This window comes from Saprospiraceae bacterium (assembly GCA_016709995.1).
Lineage (GTDB): Bacteria > Bacteroidota > Bacteroidia > Chitinophagales > Saprospiraceae > JADJLQ01.
Genome location: JADJLQ010000001.1, coordinates 1,525,553 through 1,552,296, shown reverse-complemented (window position 1 = coordinate 1,552,296; position 26,744 = coordinate 1,525,553). Strand labels below are relative to the sequence as shown.

Genomic DNA, 26,744 nt, shown 5'->3' with positions numbered 1-26,744 from the left:
AAAAATTAATCGTATGAATCATCGAGACATGGAATCTTTACTATGATATCAATCATCAAGTCTACTGAAAATATCCTGTATTTGCCCTACTATGGTTTATTACCTTTGTGGCAAATATTAAGATTATGTCTATACGCAAAGAAAAAGACTCTATGGGATTCATAGATGTGCCTGCAGAAGCCTACTGGGCAGCTCAAACACAACGGTCCAGTCAAAATTTTAAAATCGGTGGTCAAAGAATGCCGATTGAAGTAATAAGGGCGTTCGCTATATTAAAAAAAGCAGCAGCTTTTACCAATCTGGGTTTGAAAATTTTAGATAAAAATAAAGCAAGGTTGATTGCAGAAGTGTGCGATGAGATTTTGGAAGGCAAACTCGATGATCAGTTTCCTTTGGTGGTCTGGCAGACTGGGTCTGGTACCCAATCCAATATGAATGTCAACGAAGTGATAGCCAATCGGGGCCATGTATTGTCCGGCGGGTCATTGACAGATGCTAAGAAAATATTGCACCCCAATGATGATGTCAATAAATCACAATCCAGTAATGATACTTTTCCCACTGCGATGCACATTGCGGCTTATAGCGCGCTCATGGAATGGACTTTGCCAGGCCTTTTAGATCTTCGTGATACTTTTAAGAAAAAGTCAAGGGCTTATATGAAAGTAGTCAAAATTGGTCGTACACACCTGATGGATGCTACCCCCCTTACCTTGGGCCAGGAGCTCAGCGGATATGTAGCCATGATAGATCAAAGCATTTTAACTATTAAGAACAGCTTGACACATCTCGCCCAATTAGCTTTGGGAGGAACCGCTGTGGGTACCGGACTCAATGCGCCGAAGGGGTACGCCGTCAAAGTCGCAAAGGAAATTGCCAAATTAACCGGCTATCCCTTTATCACGGCTCCAAATAAATTTGAATCACTGGCTACCCATGATGCATTGGTAGAAGCACATGGGGCTTTAAAGACTACAGCTGTATCCTTATTTAAGATAGCAAGCGATATTAGATTATTAGCGTCAGGGCCACGCAGTGGCATCGGAGAGATTACCATCCCTGACAATGAACCCGGATCTTCCATCATGCCGGGCAAAGTGAATCCAACGCAATCTGAAGCCATGACGATGGCTATGGCTCAAGTGATTGGCAACGATGTCACCATCAATATAGGCGGCATGAATGGTCATTTCGAGCTCAATGTGTTTAAACCTGTCATAATATATAATTTTTTAATCTCAGCCAGATTGATCGGAGATGCTTGTGTCAGCTTTAATGAACATTGTATTATGGGGTTGGAGCCCAACTATGCCAGGATCAAGCATAATCTGGACAACTCGCTAATGCTGGTTACAGCTTTAAATACAAAAATTGGATACGATAAAGCTGCAGAGATAGCCAAGAAAGCCCATAAAGAGCATATTACGCTCAAAGAAGCTGCCATTTCGCTGGGTTATATGACCAGCGTTCAATTTGATCAGTGGGTCAAACCTGAAGATATGGTTGGCCCTAAATAGCTTCAGTTAATTATTGATTAAATCATAGGCCTGAGCTTCTGGCAGCCATAGATATACGCAAATAACCTGTTAAGTATCTTATTATTAATTATATATACATTGCAATAATTAGTTATATTTATATAGTAAAGCAATGATATTTTCCTGATTATATATGATGCTGACAGTCTGTATATACAAAAAGCAACCGATTGATTGGAAAAACCAAAAATCTTAATATAACTATCAGAAAATAAATATTTTATAAAAAATTTCTTTGTTTCAAAATAAAACTTGAAATTTGCACCCTGCCGGAAAAGAAAGGCAGTAATACATTATAATTAATTAAAAACCAGTAACTAATGAGAAAAGCTGATCTCGTTGCAATGATTTCCGAAAAGACAGGAGTGCCTAAGGTAGATGTACTTGTGAGTTTAGAAATGTTTTTTAAAGAAGTGAAAGGCACACTCGCCGAAGGTGAAAACGTGTATATCCGAGGATTTGGATCTTTTATCATCAAGAAAAGAGCTAAAAAAATTGGTAGGCACATTAAAAAGAATGTGGCTATTGAGATTCCAGAGCATTTTATTCCTTCTTTCAAACCAGCTAAAGTATTTGTAGAGCAGGTGAAAAACAAAGTCACACAATTGCCTGACAATGATGAGGAAGAATGAAATCACCGCTGATACTTTTATTGATTTCAATAGCTTCGTTTTTTCTACTTTATTTTGGGTTTAGTAAGATTTCTCCAGAAATAAGGTTTCCTGAAAAGTCAGGGACCACTAATAGTTTTGACACAACATTTGACACCGATCTATCAAAATGGAAGGATTCTCTATCAGAAAGTAATCATCAATATGTAGACTTGTTGGAACAACAGATCGCGCAAGCCACTGATGACAGTATACAACGTACTTTGTTGGAGCAACTTTCAGGATTTTGGTATAATCAAGGAAGAGTGAGTATGTCTGCAGAATATGCTTATCTGATAGCAGAAAAATTTCCAACTTCTGATCGATGGGCTTTGGCAGCAACCAATTTTATAATTGCCGCCAAACAACCAGAAGTTGATCCGGGTGATTTAACAAAATGGGTAGAAAAAGCCAAACACGGTTTTTCTCAGGCCATTGCGCTTGATCCAGACAATGTTTCACTCCAGCTCAATCAAGCACTCATCAATGTGGAATTTCCTTCTGAAGGTAGCCCTATGAATGGCATATTGGAATTGAGAAGATTGAACGAGACTTATCCAGACAATACCTTAGTAATCTATCATTTAGCCAGGTTGTCTATTCAGACTAACCAATGGGATCGGGCTAAAGAAAGATTGCAGGCTCTGATCAAACTAGATCCTGGATTTGTAAGAGCATATTGCCTCATGGCTCAGGTAGCTCAGCATGATGGTGATCAACTAGCTTTTGAGAACTGGTCAAAAAAATGTGTTGAAAAATAAAGTAAAAACAATCTATTTGGCTCACGCCATTTAGATTTATGATATTTAAAAATATTTTAATCATTTAATCAAATTAATTTAAAATGCCTTGCGGTAAAAAAAGAAAACGCCATAAAATGGCCACCCACAAACGAAAAAAGAGACTTCGTAAGAATAGACATAAAAAGAAACTGAGATAGTGTAATCCAGGTTGAATGGGTATGAAGATGATCTTTGATCATTAATGTATTTAATTATTCGCTCCTTTTTTATACCCATCTTTTCTCGGAAATCTTATTCTGGGGATATCCATTCAATCTGGTCCTTAATTATTTATAATTTATGGAGCGCGAACTCATTATCAATTCTACTCCTAAGGATGTAGAAATCGCTTTACTTGAAAACGGAAAATTGGTTGAGTTACATCACCAGGTATCCGATGAAAATTTTCAAGTAGGTGATGTGTTTTTAGGGAGTGTCACCAAGCTTATGCCTGGACTCAATGCTGCGTTTGTAGATATTGGACACTCTAAAGATGCTTTTTTGCATTATACCGATCTTGGACCAGGACTTAATTCGTTTTTGTCATTTACTGAAAAGTCTATACAAGGCAAATTAACTTCACATATGCTCGACCAGTTTATGGTGGAGCCTGAGATCAATAAACATGGCAAAGTCAACCAGGTCCTTGCCAAAAAACAAAACATCCTGGTTCAAATACTCAAAGAGCCCATTTCTACCAAAGGTCCCAGGTTGTCAGGAGAAATTACCATTCCTGGTAGATTTATGGTACTAACACCATTTACTGACCAGGTAGCTGTCTCGAAAAAAATAGAAGATCAGGATGAAAGAAAGAGGCTTCAGATCCTAGTGGAGTCGATTAAACCTAAAAACTTTGGTGTAATCGTCAGAACGGCTGCTGCCGGCAAAAAAGTAGCTGATCTTCACGAAGAAATCACTGAACTCACTGAGAAATGGGACACCATACATAAACAATTGTATAAAGGACGGGCACCACTTAAATTATTGAGTGAGTTGGACAAAACCTCCTCGATGCTTCGAGATTTGTTGAATGCCTCTTTTAATAAAATAGTGACTAATGACAGGGATCTATACCAAAGCATCAAATCATTACTTCAAAGTATAGCACCAGAACAAACTAAAATAGTCCAATATTTTAAAGGGGACAAACCTATTATGGATCAACTGGGGGTATCCCGACAGATCAAGTCTTCTTTTGGTAAGACAGCGACCATGCCTAGCGGTGCTTACCTGGTCATAGATCATACTGAAGCGATGCATGTGATCGATGTCAATAGTGGTCCAAAGATGCAAAAGACTGATCAGCAATCTGCTGCTTTATCGGTCAACCTGGAAGCAGCCATGGAGATCGCGCGGCAGCTCAGACTCAGAGATATTGGAGGATTGATCATCATCGATTTTATCGATATGAAAAGCCAGGAACATAAAAATCATCTGTACAAAATGATGAAAGATTTTATGGCACCTGATCGAGCACAACACAGTATTCTGCCGCTCAGTAAATTTGGACTGATGCAGATCACCCGGGAGCGGGTAAAACCTGCAGTCAATATCAATATCAACGAAACTTGTCCGTCTTGTGGAGGCACTGGTCATATCAGACCATCTATCCTGGTGACTGATGAGATCGAGCGTGACCTGGATTTTTTGATCAAACACAGGACAGATACAAGGTTTACGGTAGAATTGCATCCTTTTTTAGCCTCCTATTTTACCAAAGGGCTTTGGAGCAAACAATGGCAACTTTGGTGGAAATACAAAAGATGGATCAATATCCGGGTTAATGAGAATATTGCCTTGACTGACTTTAAATTATTTGATAGTAATCAGGATGAAATCCGTATGAATTAATGGGCAAAGTCACCATTTCTGTGGATTGCATCCTTCTTAGAGTTAAAAGGTCCACGAGATCTTCAAAATATTGTTTAAGTTTAGGCATGTAGGGTACCATGCTCACGCATACCTCAACCATGTCACTTCGAATACTTATTTGTCCTTTGCATTGGGGATTAGGTCATGCGGCCCGATGCAGATCGATCATAGATTATTTTGTTGATCGGGGCCATGAAGTGCATGTGGCAAGCGATGGTTTGGCCTTTGATTTTCTGCGATTACATCATCCTCAACTTCCAGCTCACCGCCTTGCTCCCTTGGAAATTAGATATGGTAGATTATTTTGGTATAAATTATTTACGCAGTCGTTTTACGTTTTTAAGTGGATGGTCAAGGATAAGATTCGATTGAAAGAGCTACAAGCAGAATTTGGATTTGACCTTATCCTTTCAGACTCGAGACCTGCTTGTAGGTTAAAGGGGGTAGCGTCTGTCTTACTTATACATCAGGCAAAACCCATTTTACCATGGAAGATCTTAGGGAAGGTGGTGCAGCTGGTCATGAAAAATTGGATGTCCCGGTTTGATCGTATTTGGATACCTGACATCGAAGTCAATGGAGGACTCAGTGGAAACCTTGGTAATCTAACCTCATCCATCCAGGAAAGAAAGATTGGATTTTTGACCAAAATTATTCCATCTGAAGCAGAAAGTCCTACTCAATATCAGTGCGATATTTTGGCTGTAGTCTCTGGGCCGGAACCCATGAGGACCAGATTTGAACATTCCTTGAGAGTCTCGCTTAGACTGGCAGATAAGCTTATGATGGTTGGAGGCAGACCTGATTTGGCCGCCCAATCTAATGGATATCAATCTTTTGTCAACCAATCTACCCTAACCGGATATATCAGTGTAGCTCAATATATAATCTGCCGGGCCGGATACAGCACACTGATGGATTTGGCGGCATGGTCTAAAAAATTAATTTTGGTCCCCACTCCAGGCCAGACTGAACAATGGTACCTGGCCAGGAGGCTGGTGGATCTGGACATGGCAGTGATATGGGATATTGAAAAAGAAGATTGGGAGCATGTCAAGGAGAGGGTAGATCAATGCCAGAGATTCCATTTGGACAATAACCAGGATTTATTAATGCATGCTGTCGCAGATATAGAGCAATACTGCGAAAAAAAAATTAATTTTCGACGATGATCAAAAAAATGATACTGCTGAGTGCCTTGCTCCTCATAGGATTTGTCTCTCAGGCACAGAATACAACACGCTATGGTTTGAAGTTGGGGCCTACCGTTGGATTTCAAAAATGGAATTATTTTCAAAATGATCCACTCTTTAAATATCATGCAGCTGCCTGGTTAGAATCATACAGGGACGAGGATCCGTTCTCGGTGCTTTTACAATTGGGGTACCATCTCAAGGGAAGTGCTACGCGATATTCTTTTCCGATACAATATAATAACACGGTCTACACCATACCGACAGATGAATTCATTTTTAGAAACTTGTCCTTGCTGGCTGGAGTTAAAAGAAAGTACGCAAAAGCCAAATTCTCCACCTATTACACCATGGGATTAAGGGGAGAATACACATTATCTACCAACCTGGATCGGTATGATCCAATCAATAAAATTATCCCGGTATATCCATTTAATCAGGCAGTAAAAAAGGTTCTACTGGGTTTTTCTTTGAGTGGTGGACTGGAACTTCCTTTTGGCGATTTGGCTGGTGGCATTCTTGAGTTTACCATTGGGCCGGATATCACAAAACAATATTACCAGCCACAGATTGATAATATTATTGACATCTATAGACCAGGCAATACAACCTCTATCGGAGAAAAAAGTATCAAAAATGTGACCCTCGAGCTTTCCTTTGGCATTTATTTTAATAGAAAAGTGGAATACATCGACTGATCAACCTGGCGGTCTACTTAATTAATTATCAATAAGATGTACATATAAATATGGGCAATATAATTTTCAGGACCCTGTATAACTAAAATATACGTTAAAAAAAATAAATATTAGTTGCAAATCGTATAAATTCGTTTTATATTTGATTTGTCAAACGAAATGAACGAATCATTAAAAGAAAGTCAGTAGATACATTTTTAAACTCATCTCAAATAATGTGATATGCGAAAAAAACTAACCAAAGCAGAAGAAGAAATTATGCAAATCATCTGGGCTAAAGGCAGGGTGCTGGTCAGTGATATTTTAGACGAATTGGGGGATCCCAGGCCGCCGCATAGCACCATTTCTTCGATCGTACGCATCTTAGAGAAGAAAGGGTTTGTAGCCCATAAAGCATATGGTCGTACTCATGAATATTTCCCTTTAGTACCAAAGGAAGAATATGGCAAAGTCTCTGTTAAAGATTTGATTACAGAATATTTTGGAGGCTCAGCCAACAGCCTGGTCTCTTTCCTGGTCAAAGAAAATGATCTTAGTCTAAAGGAATTGACAGAATTGATGGAATCACTTAAGAAAAATAAAAAATAGCCCGATCATGATTACGCTCATACTTCAAAGCAGTCTTTGCTGGCTTTTATTCATGGTGATCTATCATTATTTTTTGCGCAGAGAGACTTTTTTTAGGTTTAACAGGTATTACTTGATCACTACCTTGTTTTTAGGAGCCGGAATACCTTTGGTCAGAAGGTATTGGGAAGCATTTTTTCCGGATTACATGCCTCAGGTATCATTCATTCAGGGGAGTGCAAGGATGTTTGAGGTTTCCCAAGCAGTAGTGCCAGCTGATTCTTTTCAATGGATGTATTGGTTGGAAAAATTATACTGGATAGGTTTTTCTATTTCCATGGTTTTATTAGTCCGGGAATTATTTTTTTTGGTGAAATGGATTTACAAATACCCACACACTTATAAAAAACAGCATACTCTTATCACGACTGATATAGACCATCTGCCTTTCTCTTTTTTAAATTATGTATTCGTCAGTGATAAGTCCCAGTTTATCAATGAAGAAATGGAAAAGGTGATGCAACACGAACTCAGTCATGTCTCAGGGTGGCATACGATAGATATATTGTTGAGCAGGTTGGTAGCCGTCGTCGCATGGTTTAGCCCCATGGTCTACTGGTATCAAAATACCATACGCAATACGCACGAATATCTCGCAGACGCCATAGTGACCAGGAGCTCCGATACACAAAGTTATGGCCAGCTTTTAATCGAAAACTCCAGTCGCAGCCTGTACATGTCATTAGCCAATCATTTTATTTATTCACAATTAAAAAACAGAATCAACATGATGATAAAAATTCCTTCCAAGCCATTGAGTGCCTGGAAATACGCTTTGATTATTCCAATTTTACTTTTATTAGGAGTCGTTTTTGCTTACAAATCGGAAAGCAATCTTAATCAGCCAGTGAGCTCGAATTTTAGCAGCTCCTTATCTGACACCATTCCTGAAGCTGCACTATACATCCTTAATGGCGAAAAAGTCACAAAAACTGAAGTAGACAATGTTTACCCCAACCAAATCACCTCCGTCAGTGTACTCAAAGGTGATAGTGCTATAAAAAAATATGGAGAAACTGGAAAAGACGGCGTCATCGAAATTCAAACAAGAACCTTGTATCTGATAGATGGTGTCGAATCCAGCAAAGAAGCAGTAGACAAAATAAGTCCAGATGATATAGCTACAATGGATGTAGTTAAATACGGTAAAAATAGTGAAGGGGTCGTCAAAATAAGATTGAATTCTAACGCTAAAAAGAACAGTGAAACTGAAAATGGAACCGCGTCAAAAATATTTACACAAGTGGATGAAATGCCTATGTTTCCAGGTTGTGAATCTGAGTCAGATCTCACCGCTCGGCGAAAATGTGCCGATATGAAAATGCTTCAATTTCTTTATGGACAAATGAAGTATCCTGAACAAGCTAAAAAAGCAGGTTTGGAGGGCAAGGTGGTCGTCAGTTTTATAGTGGGCAAAGAAGGTATGATCAACAATGTTAAAATAATCAAAGATATCGGCGGAGGTGCAGGTGATGAAGCAATCCGTGTTGTGAACACCATGAATCAACTCCCGGATAGATGGATGCCTGGTAGGGTGGATGGGAAAAATGTGTCAGTGATGTATACACTGCCATTCCAATTCAAATTACAAAATGACCAAAAATCAAGTGAACCAACCTTAAACCAATCTTCAGAACTATTGCCCACTAAAGAAATCTTCAATGTAGTTGAAGAAGCACCAAGATTCCCAGGCTGTGAAGCAGAATCAACAGAGGATGCAAAAATTAAATGTGCCACAGAAAAGATGTTGCAATACCTGTATACCCATGTCAAATATCCTTTGGAAGCAAAAAATGAAGGTGTTCAAGGAAAAGTGGTCATTTCCTTTATAGTCAATGAAGATGGTTCTATATCTGATGCAAAGATCGTGCGCGAGATCGGAGGTGGATGTGGTGAAGAAGCACTGAAGGTAGTTCAATCTATGAATCTTATGCCTGAAAAATGGATACCGGGCAAACAAAAAGGGAAAGCGGTCAATGTTCAGTACAATCTGCCCATTGCATTTAAATTATCCAATGGCAGCGAAAGCAATTCCAACTCAAACAGTTCAAAAAATACAAATCTCAATCCAATCCAATTAAAAGCTTTTGACAATCTTAAGATCAGCCCTAATCCTGCTAACCATAGAGTTGAAATAGCATGGCCGGAGAAAGGTGAAATTCATGTTCATATTTTTGACATGAATGGAAGGATAGTACATTCCAGTGACTGGGGAGATTTTGATGGAAGACAGTTCATCGATGTGTCTAAGCTCGTCAAAGGCGCCTATATCATCAGAGCATTTAATTCAACTAGCTCTCAGGATCAAAAATTATTGATACAGTAGAAGTTTATTTCTTGAAGCATTTGCGATTGGCCTCCTGGTAATCAAACTAAAGAGGCCAATTTTTTATTAGGAGCATATAGGAATATAGTTTGTGATACGTAGTAATTTCTCCATTCAATTGATTATTGTTTTAATAGTGGTCGCGATCGCACTTTCAACTCCCAACCTGCAGATTGGGCTATCAACCTGACCATCTCTAAAAATTCCTGGCCTTGTACTCCAGCCTCTGAAAGAAGCTGACTTTCTGATGCTTTTTGTTTGATCAATGCCTTGGCTTCAACCTGTATCTGATTATAGTCTTGGACTGTAAAGCTCGTAAATAATCCTTCACTGATATCATAATAGTCCAGGTCATGATCTATGGAGAGAATTTGAGGATCGGGAAGAGAATTGATGTAAATGATTTTGTGAAGAGAATCTATCTCTAAAGAAAGATTGTTGAAGTCAAAACCAGCAGCTACTGTAGCTTTGACTCTGACCAATACTTTTTTCTGAAAGGGAGATATATCGAAATATTTGAAGGAGGTCTTTTCGTAGATCTCAGAAAACTGTCCTTCGACGGTAGTAAGCTTTGCTACTTTTTGAATTCTTTCCAGGAGGACCGAACTCTTAGTCTCGACATGAATGCCAGACCTGGACTGCCACCACAGGTACCCTAATAGGATTAAGGTAAGTAACAAGGCAGCACTAAGGCCATAGAGTAGGTTTTTAAATTTTGCCATGGAACTAAACGATCTCAGTTTTCCTCAAACTTATATTTCAATCCCTTATAATCTTTGAGCACGGCTTTGATGGAACCCACGGAGACCGGAGATTCGATCAATAATGGGATCCGGTTTTGATCTGCACTCGCCCAGATATGCATCCTGTCTTTTTCTTTAAACACAGTTCCTGCGATCACTTCAGGACTCAGGTGATGTGTTTTATACCTCCCCAATTTATATACTTTTTTATCCTCTTCGAGACCGAGGTAAGCCAGGTTTAGGTTGTATTCTTTATTGTCTAAAAATATATTTACAGGGACGACACTATTCTTTTTTAGGGCATCAAAATCCTGGGTGCGTATAGAATACACCATAGCCAATATATCATGAACACAACCATTCAAAGAATGATTGGCCAGGGTAGCGGACTCTTCGGACTTTCCAGTCCACGATCGCAGGCGATTACCTTGCTGATCAAACTCCACTTTTTCAAAATACCTGTATTTGTTTTCTTTTATATCCCGCTTGAAGCTAAGCGGTAGAAGTGTAGATTTATCCACAATAGATTCAAAATAGTCATCCGCCTTAAAAAACCATTCGTACGAACTATAAGTACGACCGTTGGCACTGAGTTTGTACCGATCACCAAGATCTGAGACTTTAAATACTACTTCTCCAGCCGAAAGCCAGACGAAATTCCAATTGTAATAAAGTTTATAGGTCAATTGCTCACCAGCCTTAAAAGTAGTGTTATCGGACTCACATTCGAGCATCGTTGGCGCAAGGGAGCCCTTATCAGCTAGATCTGGTTTGGGGCTCAATAGTGAAAATAAAAGAATCCAAATTGGTAGAATCATCTATTCAATTTATTAGCGGGTTTACAAATGATTTTTTTCGATAGACAAAGTTCATTCCCAATAATGCTGGTAATACAATATTGATCATCCATATAAATAACGAAATAATCACTGCGGACTGGATCGACTCTCCGATTAATCCCCAAATCAAAATATTGATCTGGGCTCTGGAGAGCAATCCTGCTACGAATGGGAGTGGTACCATAGACTGAATCATAAGAGCAGAACATATAATTGAAAATAACGTTACAAAGTCACTATTAATTCCTAAGCTGATCGCGCATATATAATACTGTACCACGTAAACAGTGTAGCGTAATATGCTGTAAAACAATGCTTTAAAAGGGTTATACGCAGGAAATTGATTCAGTAAATCTTCCTGAAGCGGTATGAACTTTAGATGATTTTTAACAAACCTAAAGCCCCAGATTGTTAATTTTTTTCGACCATCTGCATATGTAAGGAAGATGGTAAGTAAAAGTAACAGTATCACGCTTGGCACCAATACTAATTTTAAATAGTTATTGTGATAACGAAATAGCAAGAAAGATACTCCGAGAACACCTCCGATCAAATTAGCCAGATTTTGCCATAAGCTACTGTGGAAGGTAGCTGTGAGGGCTGTGACAGATCGACCTTTGAACTGAGTGGCCCTTCCTATATAATCGCCTACTTTCGCCGGGGTGATCAAGCCCAGGGTATAACCTGTCAGTACTGCTTGCCAGGCTTCAAAGGTGGTGATTTTGTTATTTGAACTTAAAATAGTCTTCCATTTAATGCTTTCCAATATCCAATTGACCGGAGCCAGGACCAGGATCAACATGATTCCAATCCAGGTCTTGGCACTTAATGGAAAAATAGGGTTAAAGCCACCTTTAAAATCTTTTAATTGCCAATAGATGACACAAAACAATGTCAATGTGACTACTATCTTGGCGACGGTGATTAATCTTTGATTTAAAAAAGGCATGAATTTTTATATCTACAATGCTATTAACAGCATCGAGAGTGCAAAGTTAATCATCAAAACTTATTTAGCTTTAAGGGCTATCTGCCTTAGGGTAAAAGATGAATTAAATAAAAAGGCTAAATCATCAGAAATACATCGATTTCAAAAAGTATAAAATCACTGGACTGAAAGCAAAGCCTCCTTAGCGGCATCTAATAATTTTCTCACTTTGATACTGTCTCCTGCTTGAGCATATACACGCAAAACGGGCTCGGTGCCGGAAGGTCTGACCATGACCCATTCATCAAAGCCAAACAGAAACTTATAGCCGTCCATATCTTCGACAGATTCGATCTTATATGACCCAAAAGAGGTGAATGCCCGATCTTTACAGGCCTGGATGATAGTTTGCTTTTTAGATTCGTCCAGATGAAGATCATCCCGGTCGCACTTAAATGCGCCTACCATCGCGTATACCTCATTGATAAGGTCTGTAAGTGATTTGCCGGTAGAGGCCATAAACTCGAGGATAGTCAGTGCAATCCATACGCCATCACGTTCTGGAATATGCCCTGCTACTGCGATGCCACCTGATTCTTCGCCTGCGACCAGGATAGGGGTGTGCATCATGATTTCGCTGATGTATTTAAAACCAATTTTGGTGACTTCACATTCTACCCCGAAGAGATCAGCAAGTTTCTTTACTTTATCCGTCACGGAAAAAGTAATTAGCACTTTTCCTTTTTGTTTTTTAAAATGATGTTGATAATACAATAAGAGTAAGAGTAAATGGTGTGAATCGACGAATTCGCCATATTGATCCAGCATGCCGATTCGATCCGCATCTCCATCAGTGGCAGCGCCTACTTTGATGGCCGGATCTGATTTGACAGTTTCGATCAAATGACTGAGATTTCGCTCGATAGGTTCGGGAGCCTGACCATGAAACGAAGGGTTAAAATCGCTGTGCAGGTGGATAGCTTCAGGAAATAATTTTTTCATGATACGTTGGCCGGCTCCATACATCGCGTCATAGGCAAATGGCATCGCCACAGCCTGGATAGTAGGTATATCAAAGGCAGCTCTGACTTTGTCTTCATAGATTTTTTCGAGATCAACCAATTCTATTTTACCATTGCCATCCATATTAGTAGGAATGCTGTCCGGGATTAGATTTTCTATTTCCGTGACCTCACTGGGGATCATTGGACCACCATAGGATGCTTTAAGTTTGTAGCCATTATAGGAGGGAGGATTGTGGCTGGCAGTGATGACGATGCCCAGATCAGCCTGAAGGTGCAACACACCAAGAGAAACCATTGGTGTCGAGGCATAATCGTTAGATAAATAGACATGATGACCATCTCCGGCCAATAGATCTGCGACAGCTTTAGCAAATAAGGAGCCTCCAAATCGGGTATCATACCCTATGATGGCTTTCGACATATTTTTTTGCTTCATCCAGGTGGAAGTGCCTTTGGCGACTCTCCTCACATTATCAATAGTGTAATCATCAGCTATGATTGCTCTCCAGCCATCTGTACCAAATTTTATCTTCAACATAATAAGAGATTTATACACAAAGAAACAAAGAATTGGGGGATAGCTATCAATTTTTACATATCAAAAAAATGAAGAATATTCTGTAAGTGGTTAGGATCAAGCTACATCTTTTTAAGCCTCAATTAGTCTGTATGATGGCCGCAGTGCGTTCCATACTATAAAGCGGGTGGAATTACATTAATTTTTTTCTTAATATAAAAAGCATGATCTTCGGGCCATCATATGCCAGTCACCTCTTTTCAACATAGAATCCTGGGTGTAGATCCAGGCACCCTTTTCCTGGGCTATGCTATCATTGAGCCGCATCGGGAGGGTACTAAAATCCTTTGCATGGGTACTCTGATGTTAAAAAACCTGGGCGATCATCAAGAGAAGCTCAAGGAGATTTTTCTACAACTTCAGGAATTAATCGAGACCTACAGACCCGGTCAGATGGCTATAGAAGCTCCTTTTTTTGGTAAAAATGTACAGGCTATGCTCAAGTTAGGTCGTGCGCAGGGGGTCTCCATCGCAGCAGCCATCACGATGGGACTAGAGATCTATGAATATTCGCCCAAAAAAATTAAACAATCCGTCACCGGCAATGGCAATGCGGCTAAAGAACAGGTAGCAGCAATGTTGAATCATTTGGTCAAGACGCCAATACCAGCCGGCACGCTGGATGCCACCGATGCATTGGCCTGCGCCGTCTGTCACCATCAAAACTCCAGCCTGATGACTGCTTCACCAGGTAAAAAATTTAATTCCTGGAAAACCTTTGTCTCCGGCAATCCGGACAAAGTAATGAAGTGAACTTTTTTTTCGATGATTAGAGGCTTAAAATTTAAAATTTAATAATTGATCAACTAGCTCTGGCACTCCCTCCGTCGCTGATGATGTTATGACTTCTAATCTGGGGGATTTTTTTAACCCATGAGAAATATGAGGCTTGGGATCAATGTAATAAATTGGGCATTCAGCATCAAGATAACTAACCAGGCCAGCTGCTGGATACACCTGCATGGAAGTGCCGATTATAATGCATAATTGAGCAGAAATACATTCTTTAATGGCCCTTTCCAACATAGGCACCTCCTCACCAAACCAAACGATATGGGGTCGGAGTTGACTACCATCGTCTGCTTTTTGTCCAAGGGTTAAGTCTTCCTGCCAGGTATAGATCAAATCTGGGTTTCGTTCACTTCTGACCTTCAGAAGCTCCCCGTGAAGATGAATTATTTTTTTGCTCCCGGCTCTTTCATGCAAATCATCAACATTTTGAGTGACGATTCTGACATCATATTTATGTTCAAGAGCAGCTAGGCTTTGGTGTGCAAGGTTGGGCTGACTTAGTTTTAATTGTGCTCTTCTTTGATTGTAAAAATCCAATACCAGCTCCGGGTTTTTGTGCCAGGCTTCGGGAGTGGCTACTTCTTCTACGCGATGCCCTTCCCAGAGCCCATCTGCATCTCTAAAGGTTTTTAAACCACTTTCGGCGCTGATACCAGCTCCAGTCAGAACTACAATTTTTTCCATTAAAAATTTTTATCAGCCATGAAATATCGTGTGAAAGGCATGCCCCATATATTTGATGATATCTGAAGCGATCAATGATTCATAACTGGAATCCTTGTAGGCCAGGTCCCCGGCAAATCCATGGATAAATGTCCCAATCAACGCTGCAGACTGGCTGTCATAACCCTGTGCCACCAGGCCTGTTAATATACCAGTCAGAACATCGCCGGTCCCAGCAGTGGCCATGCCTGGATTGCCAGTATTGTTAAAATAAATATGGCCATCCGGAAGACCGATCGCGGTATGGGCTCCCTTGAGTACGATGATCAAATTGTAGTCACAAGCGTTTTTACGCAATTTTTCCACCCTGTCAAAACAAGATTTACTGGGGCCGAATAATCTCTCAAATTCTTTAATATGAGGTGTCAGTATCGTTCCTGCTGGTAATTTATGGAGCCAATCCGGATGTCGTGCAAGCAGATTGATGGCATCTGCATCCAACACCATTCTTGAATCATTTTCGGATAGGAGCGTCAACAAAGCTCTTTCGGTAGATTCTTTCTGATCTATTCCGCATCCAACCCCAATAGCGGTATACTTCCTGATATCTTTTGGAAGCGAAGACCAATAGAATTCATGTTCATCCAAAGATGCCATGGCCTCTGGCACAGAAGTTTGCAGAATGTTATACAAATTGCTTGGAATGTGATTGGTCAACAAACCAACTCCGCTCCGGAGACAAGCTTTGGCTGCCAGGATGGCTGCACCGCCTTTGCCGTAACTGCCATTGATCAGTAAGGCATGGCCATAGGTACCTTTATGTGAAAACTTTTTACGTTTATTGATGAGGGTACGAATCAGTTCAATCTCAGATAAATAATAACGGGATGGTGTTCTGGCTGCAAAACCTTTAATAAGTCCGATGTCAACTGTTTCCCAAGTGCCGGTATATTGCTCATACGAAGGCAACAAAAAACTGATCTTAGGGATTTGGAATGTAATAGTATGATTGGCTTTGATGGCAGTCTCACAATCTGCATCGGCATATAAGCCCGAAGGGATATCCACAGAGACGATAGTATGATGAAGTGAATTGAGCCAGTGGATTAAGTCTTCTAATGCACCTTCTACAGGTCTGTTGATCCCAGTTCCGAGTAAGGCATCTATGACCAGCTCATCAGGGCTCAGCATGGGTGGTTCGGCCATATCGACTGCAAACATTGGGATGTGGTCAAAGTCCGGTAGTCTGTTCAGGTTTATGAGAAAGTCATTGGATTTGTCTTGACCAAAATCAGCTAGCCAGATCCTGACATCATAACCTGCCATACTCAATATTCTGGCTATAGCGAGTCCATCACCTCCATTATTGCCCATGCCACAGAAGACTGAAACTGGTCGGTTAGGAGTATATTTTCTTTTAAATATATCGGTAAAAGCGATAGCAGCTTTTTCCATCAATTCAATAGAACTGATTGGAGTTTCAATGATGGTAGCCTGATCCCACTCTCTGATTTGTTGGGCATTAAATAGTTTCATGCTTTGAATAATTTTATCAACTGAAAGTATAAAAATAATTGTGGAGTCCCGGGCTAAATATCAATTACTTTTCCTTTTTTCAAAATTACCCATTATCCTATTTTGAAGAGGGTATAAATTATTTAACCGATATGGGACAGATTTGAGCCATCCAAGCGCCAATCCCTGATATTTTGCCAGATAATATCCTGATGTTGTGGTATTATTTGGGAGGATGTCTTTCTTGAGAAAATGAATAGCATCGTCCAGGTTGTATTCAATCGAAAGGATACCTGGATGTAAGATTGAACTTAACGCAAGATGATGATCCGGTATGACTTCAAGATTTTTTAATTGCCCCAGTTTGATGCCCGCTTTTACTATCCTTAAGCTACTACTGAGCATCTCCAGGTCTGATACAAAATCCAAAGGGAAGGCAAAATAATTTTCTTTATGAAAAAAAGCAGCATGATCCCCCATATCCACGAATGGTTTGAATGCTTCCGGTAGTTCCAACCAATCCAATCTATTCGATGTAATATGCTTGGATACCTCGCCGGGCGGTTTTTTGAGCACACTGACGAACAGACCTTCACCCTGAATTAAATGAGGATATCCTTGATAACCAAAAGCATTTCCAGAGCTTATTTTGACCCAATCAGCCGATTCCAAAGATTCCAGGGGCAAGGGTTCAAACTGTTGTTTACAAAGATTTTGTATCTGAACTATGTTTTCTTCAGGATTAAAAGTACATGTAGAATAAATCAGGAAGCCACCGGGACGCAAGGTCTGGACAGCATGCTGCAAGATTCTGTTTTGACGCAAACTGCATTGGTGTGCAAGGTCTTTGGACCAATGTGCCATACTATTTGCATCCTTTCTGAATAACCCCTCCCCTGAACATGGAGCATCTACCAATACGACATCGAAAAAATTGGGTAAGGCATCAAACTTTTCAGGATCTGAACTTGTCACGACAACATTTGAAAATCCCCACTTATCTATATTCTGCACCAGGGAGGCTACTCTCGATTGAATGGTTTCGTTGCTGACTAATAACCCTCTGCCTTCTAATCCACTCAGGCATAGAGTGCTCTTACCCCCTGGTGCTGCACATAAATCCAACACTTTCGGTGTAATCGTCTCCTCCGATAAAGCTTTGAATATTTGGCCTATCACCATCGAAGAAGCTTCTTGTACATAATATCCACCTGCATGGAAGCATGGATCTAAAGTGAAGATCGGTCGCTCGCTTAAATAATATCCTTTGGAATACCAGGGCACCGAATTTGAAAGATATTCCTTCAGGCAATTCTCCCCCTTTGAGGGATGCAGGTGCACGCTAGTCGCCAGGGGAGATGTAAGAGAAGATATAAAAGCCTCAGATTGATCACCAAGTTGGGTTCTGATCCGGTCCACAAAATCAAGTGGCAATGCAGGGGAGACCTTCATTACCGGGAGGGTTTTGTTTTCTTTTTTATCCATGCTATACAAAGGCCCACCCTTGGCAAATAATTGGTCGACAGCCCTGGAAGTTATCGGGTCAACCTCCAATACAGGTGCATGATGTGGTTTTATTCGTGCATCGATGATCAATGGCCCGTGACAACCCCAATGTTTAAAGTTGGTAAACGATTTTACTCCATAAATGTCCTGGGCGGGATTGGAACGGGTAAAGGTCACCCATAAAAAGTTTTTCCAGTCAGAGGAGGTAAAATGCGCATCATCAACCAGTATTATCCAGGCAATCCCTTCTAATTGGTTGGGCTGAATTTCTTTGGCAAAAATCTCAATAATATGTTTTTCATTTTGATAATTGGTAAATGTGCTTGCTTTTACGCACAATATTCCGGAATGAAAAAGGGTAGGGTCGTCAAATCCTCCTGGCAATCTGAAGTTTTCAGGTAGGGTGCGGAGTAAAGATCTAATAGGTGCTCCATGGCAAGCCATAATAATCTTAGAGCCAGCATTCCAACTCTCCCCGGAATAATCCAGTGTATCAATAGTCGTCTGAGTGATAAAGTGTAAGTCGCGGTCAAAACGAAGCCTGCTCAATAAGTGATCAAAAAACCGTGAATAGTCATGGGTGTCCAGTGTGGGGTCATCATCTGCAGCTATCAGAACAAACTTGGCCAGCGAAGTTTGACCTGAACCCAGGATACGATGGGCAATGGTCAGTATTTCTTCGGGTCGTCTTTCCCGGAAAGGCATATATCTTTCTTTGCCAATAGCCAGCAAAAGTGGATGCACTCCAGCTGCATCCACCGCATGCATTTGCTTCAATCCTGGAAACTCTTTGGGGATCAGGTCTTGCACCAATTGGTGTATCAGATATCCGAAGTAGGAGTCTTCTTGAGGAGGTCTGCCGACCACCGTAAAATGCCATATAGCATCTGTACGATGATAGACCTTATCTACTTTGAATACTGGAAAATCATGTTGTAGTGAATAATATCCCAGGTGGTCTCCAAAAGGACCTTCTGGTTTTAAAGCAGATTTGTCTATTGTGCCGGTAATGACAAAATCAGCTTGCTCGGATAAATAATACCCGTTATGATAAGAATAAGGAAATCTTCGACCGTTGAGCAGCCCTGCAAAAGTGAGCTCTGACATGCCTTCGGGCAATGGAAAAATGGCAGCCAAAGCGTTAGCAGGAGGACCTCCTATGAAAATACTTGCTTTAAATGGTTGGTCGGAGTCGAGGTACTGTCTATGATGATTACCTATCCCTCGATGGAGTTGATAGTGTAGACCGATTTCCTTATTTTTAATGTATTGATTACCAGATAGTTGTATCCTATACATGCCAAGGTTGGATTCCATCAAATTGGTACTTCCGGGCGGAAGGGTTAACACTTGGGGCAACAAAATAAAGGCACCTCCGTCTTTAGGCCAGGACCTGATCTGCGGAAGATCTTCAATTTTGCATTCAAAAGCCAGATGCCTATGCTTTATTTTTCTGGGCAAAGCGTACCTCGATTTGAGCGCTGGGCCAAGATAAGTAGATGGTTTTTTGAACAACAACGAAGGGTCGCTTCGCAAAGCCCCGAGTGCTTTTATAAGTGGAATACTTTTATGAAATAAATATTCGATTCTCTCGGTAGTGCCGTACAGATTTGATAAGCCAGGAAATTTCGATCCGATGATATTTTCAAATAAAATCGCCGGGCCTTGAGCATCGTGTATCCGACGATGTATTTCTGATATTTCAAGATCAGGGTCTACGGGGGTTTTGATTTTGACGACTTCGCCCAGGCGATCGAGGTCGTTTACACATTGTCTAAGGCTATCATACACAGATCAAAAGTAAATAATTTTAACTCTAAATTTGGAATGCAGATTTAAGGTAGGATCCCATGTCGAAGGATACAAAGTAGTTAAATCAAATCTTCAAGCTCTACGACTGTTTTATAGATTTCGCCGTCTCGGATATATTGGACTTTTATTTTCCTATGACCTTTCCTGGAGAAAATAGCAATGATCTGGTCCAGGGAAAGAATGTTGGATGACAAGCCTACTACTTTTTTTATAAAATCACCTTTTTTCAGGCCAGCTTTGGCCGCTGGCGAGCCTGGTAGGACAGAGCTTACTATATACTGTTTGAGCTCATGACCTGTAGCCAGGATATCCATTCCGCTACGATCCACATTAAATTCTTTTGATAGATCTTTAATAGGGCTCATATACATGATACTTTTTTGATAGTCAATATATATGTCAAACCGATTGAGCAATTGATTCCCAATGAGTCCATCTCTAAAATTACGTTGGTTAGGATCTTGAAATTGGACGGTTACCGATGAATCCAGTTGTTGAAAACTAGTCACAGTATTAGGGAATTTAAAAGACTCTAATTGCAACTCATTGATCTTGCCGATATGCCCCTCAAGAAACCCGCCCAGTCCTTTACCAAGCTTTCCAGGGATGGATTTTTCAGGTGGAGCAAAATTTGGATTGGCGTCGGTATACAATAGTAAAGGTAAGCCTGCGCCTGTATCCACCAGCAATTTCACAGGTATTTTCTTGTTGTTGATAGAGACGGTGGCGTTGACATAGATTTTGCCATTACTTAATTCAATGGGCACTTTGACATACTTGCGGGATACTCTGAACGCATTAGGCTGAATAAATGAAAGATACCTGGATTTATAATTTATGTGGGTGATATAGGTTTTGAAAAAGCTTCCACTCATGATGCCATCCACATACAGGCCAGTGAGTTCTTCTAATTGAAAAAAATCTTGTTCCAGTACCAGGATATCTTGTGAATAGGATACAGTAGGCGAGAAGCTAAATCCTATACCTCTGGTGATTAAAGCATACATTTCTTCTGTGTGATCGGATCCTAAAAGTTTAATCCTCCTATCGTATTTGAGTCCTAGTAGATCTGAATATTCTTTTTTGAGCAAAAGCGTGTTTTCTGCCCCCGTATCAAAAATAAAATTGAGGGGAAATGATTTTTGCAGAAGGACCCTCAATAAAATGAAGTGATTCTCATATTGAAATGGTATATCAATCTTTTTTTGGCGCCCAATTATATCGAATTTGTTGAGGACAGATTGGCCAGAAATCTTTAAACAGATCAATAAGATTGATAAGGTAAGGGTCAGTCTGATCAGGTTTTTTATCATATCGAAGTATCCAAATTTAAAGCTTTTCTAAAAGTAAACGCTTTTCTAATACCTATTGTATGATCAAAACTTGCTAAAAAGCTGTTCAAACTAGCTTCATAAACAAAAAAAGCCAATCCGTATCGACGGATTGGCTCTAATCTATAATTAAATAGGATTACTTCTTAGTTACGACGACTTCTACACGACGATTGGTTGCTTTGCCTTCTTCGGTAGCATTGTCAGCGATAGGTTTGTCAGGTCCCATACCTGCAGTAGCTACTCTTGCACCGGCTACACCTTTTCCAACAAGATAAGCTTTTACAGATTTAGCTCTCATATCAGATAATTTTTTATTAGCAGCAGCATTGCCTACGTTGTCTGTATGACCTACTACTTTAATAGCTACAGTAGCGTAAGCATTCAATACGGCGACCAGTTCATCCAATTGAGCTGATGATTCAGCAGTCAAAGAATCTGATCCGGTTTTGAAGTTTACACCATCAAATGCAAAAGCCATATTTGGGTCTAAAGTGGCATTTGCATCAGAGAAATAAGTAGCGATTTTGTCAGTAAAGCTTCCTTTTTTGGCATTTAGTTCCACACCTCCTGGCAAAGAAAATTTGCTCACTGTGGCAGCTATACTATCAGCCACTCTCTTCATAGCAGCAGCTGCAGAGTCAGCAGCCATTTTAGCTGCATCCATAGTCGCCGTTACAGCAGCAGCTGGAGACTCCATAGAATTTGAGCAGCCTTTACGACCTAAGAAATAAGCCAAAGCTCCTAATAAGAGTAAAGGCAATAACCATTTAAGCATATTGTTGCCACCACCTGAAGTATTGCTTGATCCACCACCTGAAGTCATTTTGCTTGCAGTAGAAGCAGTGTTACCTGCAGTACTTGCAAGACCTAATACGCTACTTAAAGCTGAAGGCACCCCTTTAGAAATGAAATCACGTTGTCCGCCTAATAAGTTTTTTAAACCTAAGGCATCAATTGATTTTTCTTTGATATACTTACCTACAAAACCCATTAAAAGAGGTGCAGCCATTTTTAATAACGATGAAGAAGAACCAGTCTTTACACCAGCTACATTGGAGATGACATCTACGATAGATCCGAGTTTGTCACCAACCAGAAATTTGAGTATTCCACCACCAGCATTCAAAAGACTGTCAGTACCTTGTCCACCGGAGAACAAACCACCTAGATTGCTGAGGATGCTACCATCAATATTATTGGTTTTAATAAAATCTAATATACCACGGGCTCCAGATTCGCTAGAACCTTTACCTGCAAGGCTACCTAGAAGCGTTGGAAGAATGGATCCAACTGCTTTTGAAGTGTTTGATTCAGATTCACCTAAGAATTTACTAGCTTGACTTGCTAGCTCGCCACCAATTTGAGATTGGAGCATTTCGAGAAGATTAATAGCCATAGTTTAAATGTTTTGTTATTGTTTAAGTAAAAATTTTAAATTGGAAACAATTAGTAAATTGGAGGGAATTATTGGGGCGATCAATAATTTGTGATGCAAAAATAATCTGTATATAACTTAAAATGTTAAAATATTTGTAAATAAATTGCTAATGTTTAGATGGGGAATAATAGGGTTGGGGAGAATAGCGCACAAATTTGCTCAAGAATTAACTCAAACTAGCCTTGGAGTGGTAGGCGCTGCAGCATCAAGGGACTTGGCTAAAGCTGAGGACTTTACAGCATTATATGGAGGGGTGCCTTACGGTGATTACGATGATTTTATATCGGATGCCAGTGTGGATGCAGTATATGTTGCAGTACCTCACCATTTACACTTCGTTTTGGCTTCAAAATGCATTGAAAAAGGGATTCCTGTTCTATGTGAAAAACCTTTTACTATCAATCTTCATCAATCTGAGGCTTTGGTAGCTTTGGCCAGAGCGCGATCCGTATTCTTGATGGAGGCTATGTGGACACGATTTATGCCTCATATTTTATGGTTAAATGAATTTTGTCGGCAAGGTTCACTTGGACATATGCTACACTTAAAAGCGGAATTCTGTTTTAAAGGCAAAGAAAGGGGACTGACACAAGGGGTCTCCAGGTTACTTCAAAATGAATTGGGCGGTGGAGCACTTTTAGACATTGGCATCTATCCGATATTTTTAAGCTTGTTGTTATTGGGAGGTCCTGACGAAATCAACGCTCAGGCAGTCATCGTGAATGACATCGACGAATCCTGCAATTTGCTCTTTAAATATAATCGCGGCACTACTGCCTACCTCGAATCCAGCATCATGTATGAGTCAGCTGGTCAGGCTATTTTGTACTTTGAACAAGGCTCAATCATAATACCTCTTAGGTGGCATGAGTCAAACGAAATCTGGATCTTACGACCTGATGGCTCCAAAGAAATCAAGAAGTGGGATTATCCATCCCGAGGTTTTTATTACGAGATGAAAGAGGTCCAGGAATGTGTAGAAGCAGACCAAAAAGAGAGCAAGCTGATGCCTTTGGATTTTTCTTTAGAGCTCACGAGTACCTTAGATAGAGTCCGAAAAATAATTGGGTTACATTATCCTGCTGACTTGGGATAGTTTCGTTTATGGTTAAAGTTGAAATCGTCAGCGTCTAGCTATTTATTATATTAACCCTAGGTTATTCTTCTTCGTCACCTATGAGTGATTTGACTTCGGATTCAATATTCCTCAATCTCATTTGACAATAAGTGATAAGCTCCTGCGCCTGTTTGATTTTTTCTGCCAGGAGATCAATTGAAAGGTTTTCATTTTGAATGTCCTTGATGATCTTATCCAGTGCTGATTTTGCTTGTTCGTATGTGAGATCCGATTTATGTAGGTTTGATTTTTTCATGTACAATTAAATTGATGTTATTTAACTATGCTGGATATAGTGCCTTTCGCCAGGCGAGTTTCTATGATGTCGCCGGCATTGACCTGCTGCATATTTTTAATCAGTATACCTCCTTTGGTGGTCATACTATATCCTCTTTGCAATAAAGTATAAGGATCTATCAGGTTTAATACCTTGTGGGCACTGTCGAGCTCCAGTTGATAGGCTTTGATCATCATCAAAGGTCTTTGATTTAAATCTAACCGGTACTGATTCAGCTTAAATTTATGATTTTGAATAGTTTGAATTGCGAGGTATTTAATAGATTCTGCAGACCGTTGTATGCGTCGATTTTGGTCTTTAATGATCTGATGAGCAAAAGTCTCGATATGCCTGAGCCTTTCAAACAAGCTGGACTCAAAGCCTACATTGTGATCTATCAGGTAGTTGGCCACCGCGGTTGGGGTTTTTAAGCTGGTGTGGGCCACCAGGTCGGCAATAGATTGGTCTATGTCATGTCCTATACCGGTGATGACAGGAAAGGGCATATCTGCCAATTGCATACAAAGTCTAAGTCCGTCAAAGGGGGAAAGGTCTAGTTTGGATCCCCCGCCTCTGATGATGATCACCGCATCATAAGGTTCTTTTTCTTTGAGGATGTCCAGGCAGGCACGAATGACTTCGCGTTCTACATTTTTTCCCTGCATGGCTGCAGAGAATAGTTCACAACGGAAGGCAAAATCATAGGCGTTTTCCTGCAAGTGGGAGATAAAGTCCTGCAGACCTGCTGCGCGCTCTGATGAAATGACAGCTATCTTTTGTATTACCACTGGTAACAGTATTTTTTTGTTTTTTTCAATCAGTCCTTTTTTTTCTAGTTCATTCAGTACTTCTCTGCGTTTTAGCTCCAGCTGTCCCAGCGTAAAGGAAGTGTCTATATCTTCGACATTAAATTTGAGGCCGTATCGTTCATTGTAATCGATTTTTACTTTAAGGAGCACCTGGACTCCTTTTTGCAACAATTGGCTCAATCCGGGACCGGTCTTATGTTCGATAAACTTCAGATTTCTATACCAGATGGCAGCACTTGCCTGGGCTATGATGTCCTCGCCTTCTTCTTTTTTTTCTATAAGATCCAGATAACAGTGGCCTCTAGAAAAACTACATTGATTGATTTCAGCTCTGATCCAGACAGGTTCAGTAAAATTGAGTGCTATGACCTGTCTTATATATTCATTTATCTCAAATAAGGATAGTGGTGTCAATGTGATTTGTCAGTTATTGACTGATTAAGACTCTAACGCTTCTTTTACCAATGCGGCGGCATCTTTAAGTAAAATGGCTGATCGAACCCGGAGCCCCGAATCATCGATGATTTTTTTGGCTAATTCAGCATTTGTCCCTTGAAGTCTCACTATGATAGGCACTTTGATCTCGCCGATATTTTTGTAAGCATCTACGACACCTTGAGCCACACGATCACATCGGACGATGCCACCAAAAATATTGATGAGTATTGCTCTTACTGCCGGATCTTTTAAAATAATTCTGAAAGCTTGTTCGACCCTGGCAGCATCTGCAGTACCTCCAACATCAAGAAAATTGGCCGGCTCGCCACCAGATAGTTTGATGATGTCCATGGTAGCCATAGCGAGACCAGCACCATTGACCATACACCCTACATTTCCATCCAACGCTACATAATTCAAATTATAAGCTTTCGCTTCGACTTCAGCCGGATCTTCTTCGTCGGTATCTCTAAGGGCTTCGAGGTCTGCATGCCTAAAAAGGGCATTGTCATCCAAAGAAACTTTACAGTCGACCGCGATAATATTGCCAAGTCCATCCCTCAGACAAGGGTTGATTTCAAACAAGGTGGCATCAGACTGGACAAATGCCTGGTATAGGTTGGTAATAAATTTAACCATGTTTTTAAAACTGTCCCCTTCCAGTCCCAGATTAAAGGCAATATTTCTTGCCTGGAATGCTTGTAGTCCTACCAGAGGATGTACATACTCCTTGTATAAAAGCTCTGGGGTATGCTCTGCCACTGCTTCGATATCCATGCCACCTTCAGTCGAATAGATGATCACATTCGCCTTCTTTTCCCGATCTGTTAAGATAGAGACATAGTATTCTTTGCAAGACTCAAAGGTGGGTCGGAAGGAATCTTCAGTGATCAGGATCTTTTTGACCAATTTGCCAGCACCAGTCATGCCCCCGGGTGTCTGTGGCGTTTTGAGCATCATACCTAAGATCTGGGGTATAACCTGCTGAGCCTGCTCTTTTGACTTGACGACCTTGACCCCGCCTCCTTTGCCTCGTCCTCCTGCGTGAATTTGAGCTTTTACAACGACTACTGGTGAATGCGTGTCAGCTGCGATTTTTTCGTATGCAAGGAGAGCCTCTTCTTCCGTAGTGGCGAGAATCCCTTCCTGAACGGGAATATTAAACTTTTTTAAGAGGTCTTTACCTTGATATTCGTGAAGATTCATGTTGTAATGTTGATATGGGTGCGAAAATAATTATATATT

Annotated in this window: 22 protein-coding genes; 10 read left to right on the top strand and 12 right to left on the bottom strand. The window is 40.4% G+C overall.

The window, feature by feature from the left end:
• Positions 1-125 precede the first annotated feature (125 nt).
• The 8 genes from fumC to IPJ09_06500 all read left to right on the top strand — a co-directional run bounded on the left by fumC (position 126) and on the right by IPJ09_06500 (position 9,686).
• Entirely contained in the window at positions 126-1,517 is a 1,392-nt protein-coding gene (gene fumC, locus IPJ09_06535) for a class II fumarate hydratase (protein MBK7371084.1), read from the top strand.
• 341 nt (positions 1,518-1,858) lie between these two features.
• The gene (locus tag IPJ09_06530) at positions 1,859-2,170 is read left to right on the top strand and encodes an integration host factor subunit beta (GenBank protein MBK7371083.1); all 312 of its coding nucleotides are present in this window, start codon (positions 1,859-1,861) and stop codon (positions 2,168-2,170) included.
• Positions 2,167-2,949 (top strand): tetratricopeptide repeat protein, encoded by a 783-nt coding sequence (locus IPJ09_06525; GenBank protein ID MBK7371082.1) that lies wholly within the window; start codon positions 2,167-2,169, stop codon positions 2,947-2,949. The genes IPJ09_06530 and IPJ09_06525 overlap by 4 nt, the downstream gene beginning before the upstream one ends.
• A gap of 321 nt (positions 2,950-3,270) precedes the next feature.
• Positions 3,271-4,821, top strand: coding sequence for an Rne/Rng family ribonuclease (locus IPJ09_06520; protein MBK7371081.1), 1,551 nt, complete (start codon positions 3,271-3,273; stop codon positions 4,819-4,821).
• A 119-nt stretch (positions 4,822-4,940) separates the two neighbouring features.
• On the top strand, positions 4,941-6,014 hold the full coding sequence (locus IPJ09_06515) for a hypothetical protein (GenBank protein MBK7371080.1): 1,074 nt from the start codon (positions 4,941-4,943) through the stop codon (positions 6,012-6,014).
• A complete protein-coding gene (locus IPJ09_06510; protein MBK7371079.1) occupies positions 6,011-6,733 on the top strand; it encodes a hypothetical protein in 723 nt (240 codons plus the stop codon). The genes IPJ09_06515 and IPJ09_06510 overlap by 4 nt, the downstream gene beginning before the upstream one ends.
• Before the next feature lie 222 nt (positions 6,734-6,955).
• Positions 6,956-7,321, top strand: coding sequence for a BlaI/MecI/CopY family transcriptional regulator (locus IPJ09_06505; protein MBK7371078.1), 366 nt, complete (start codon positions 6,956-6,958; stop codon positions 7,319-7,321).
• 7 nt (positions 7,322-7,328) lie between these two features.
• Positions 7,329-9,686 (top strand): TonB family protein, encoded by a 2,358-nt coding sequence (locus IPJ09_06500; GenBank protein ID MBK7371077.1) that lies wholly within the window; start codon positions 7,329-7,331, stop codon positions 9,684-9,686.
• A 122-nt stretch (positions 9,687-9,808) separates the two neighbouring features.
• Here the strand turns inward: IPJ09_06500 and IPJ09_06495 are convergent, their stop codons facing one another.
• The 4 genes from IPJ09_06495 to IPJ09_06480 form a co-directional block, all read right to left on the bottom strand.
• Entirely contained in the window at positions 9,809-10,408 is a 600-nt protein-coding gene (locus IPJ09_06495; protein ID MBK7371076.1) for a DUF4230 domain-containing protein, read from the bottom strand.
• A gap of 14 nt (positions 10,409-10,422) precedes the next feature.
• Entirely contained in the window at positions 10,423-11,247 is an 825-nt protein-coding gene (locus IPJ09_06490; protein ID MBK7371075.1) for a DUF3108 domain-containing protein, read from the bottom strand.
• Positions 11,248-11,251: 4 nt separating this feature from the next.
• Positions 11,252-12,217, bottom strand: a complete 966-nt coding sequence (locus IPJ09_06485) for a flippase-like domain-containing protein (protein ID MBK7371074.1) — start codon at positions 12,215-12,217, stop codon at positions 11,252-11,254.
• 156 nt (positions 12,218-12,373) lie between these two features.
• Positions 12,374-13,759 carry a phosphoglucomutase/phosphomannomutase family protein gene (locus tag IPJ09_06480; protein MBK7371073.1) on the bottom strand — a complete coding sequence of 462 codons (1,386 nt, stop codon included), beginning with the start codon at positions 13,757-13,759 and terminating at the stop codon, positions 12,374-12,376.
• 222 nt (positions 13,760-13,981) lie between these two features.
• On the opposite strand from IPJ09_06480, the gene ruvC reads away from it, so the two are divergent.
• Positions 13,982-14,551, top strand: coding sequence for a crossover junction endodeoxyribonuclease RuvC (ruvC, locus tag IPJ09_06475; GenBank protein ID MBK7371072.1), 570 nt, complete (start codon positions 13,982-13,984; stop codon positions 14,549-14,551).
• A gap of 24 nt (positions 14,552-14,575) precedes the next feature.
• Here ruvC and IPJ09_06470 read toward each other — a convergent pair whose 3' ends face one another.
• The 5 genes from IPJ09_06470 to IPJ09_06450 all read right to left on the bottom strand — a co-directional run bounded on the left by IPJ09_06470 (position 14,576) and on the right by IPJ09_06450 (position 22,816).
• Positions 14,576-15,274, bottom strand: a complete 699-nt coding sequence (locus IPJ09_06470) for an NAD-dependent deacylase (GenBank protein MBK7371071.1) — start codon at positions 15,272-15,274, stop codon at positions 14,576-14,578.
• Positions 15,275-15,286: 12 nt separating this feature from the next.
• Positions 15,287-16,789, bottom strand: coding sequence for an NAD(P)H-hydrate dehydratase (locus IPJ09_06465; GenBank protein ID MBK7371070.1), 1,503 nt, complete (start codon positions 16,787-16,789; stop codon positions 15,287-15,289).
• Between the two features lie 60 nt (positions 16,790-16,849).
• Positions 16,850-20,065: a UbiD family decarboxylase gene (locus tag IPJ09_06460; protein MBK7371069.1), complete on the bottom strand. Its 3,216-nt coding sequence runs from the start codon at positions 20,063-20,065 to the stop codon at positions 16,850-16,852.
• Positions 20,066-20,145: 80 nt separating this feature from the next.
• Positions 20,146-21,399: a PDZ domain-containing protein gene (locus IPJ09_06455; protein MBK7371068.1), complete on the bottom strand. Its 1,254-nt coding sequence runs from the start codon at positions 21,397-21,399 to the stop codon at positions 20,146-20,148.
• Between the two features lie 157 nt (positions 21,400-21,556).
• Entirely contained in the window at positions 21,557-22,816 is a 1,260-nt protein-coding gene (locus IPJ09_06450; GenBank protein ID MBK7371067.1) for a DUF937 domain-containing protein, read from the bottom strand.
• Positions 22,817-22,967: 151 nt separating this feature from the next.
• Here IPJ09_06450 and IPJ09_06445 point away from each other — a divergent pair, with 151 nt between their 5' ends.
• A complete protein-coding gene (locus IPJ09_06445) occupies positions 22,968-23,954 on the top strand; it encodes a Gfo/Idh/MocA family oxidoreductase (GenBank protein ID MBK7371066.1) in 987 nt (328 codons plus the stop codon).
• A gap of 61 nt (positions 23,955-24,015) precedes the next feature.
• Here the strand turns inward: IPJ09_06445 and xseB are convergent, their stop codons facing one another.
• Genes xseB through sucC form a run of 3 tightly spaced genes read right to left on the bottom strand, consistent with a single transcriptional unit; the run spans position 24,016 to position 26,705 of the window.
• Positions 24,016-24,231, bottom strand: a complete 216-nt coding sequence (gene xseB, locus IPJ09_06440) for an exodeoxyribonuclease VII small subunit (protein ID MBK7371065.1) — start codon at positions 24,229-24,231, stop codon at positions 24,016-24,018.
• Between the two features lie 17 nt (positions 24,232-24,248).
• On the bottom strand, positions 24,249-25,475 hold the full coding sequence (gene xseA, locus IPJ09_06435; GenBank protein MBK7371064.1) for an exodeoxyribonuclease VII large subunit: 1,227 nt from the start codon (positions 25,473-25,475) through the stop codon (positions 24,249-24,251).
• A gap of 24 nt (positions 25,476-25,499) precedes the next feature.
• The gene (gene sucC, locus IPJ09_06430) at positions 25,500-26,705 is read right to left on the bottom strand and encodes an ADP-forming succinate--CoA ligase subunit beta (protein ID MBK7371063.1); all 1,206 of its coding nucleotides are present in this window, start codon (positions 26,703-26,705) and stop codon (positions 25,500-25,502) included.
• Positions 26,706-26,744 lie beyond the last annotated feature (39 nt).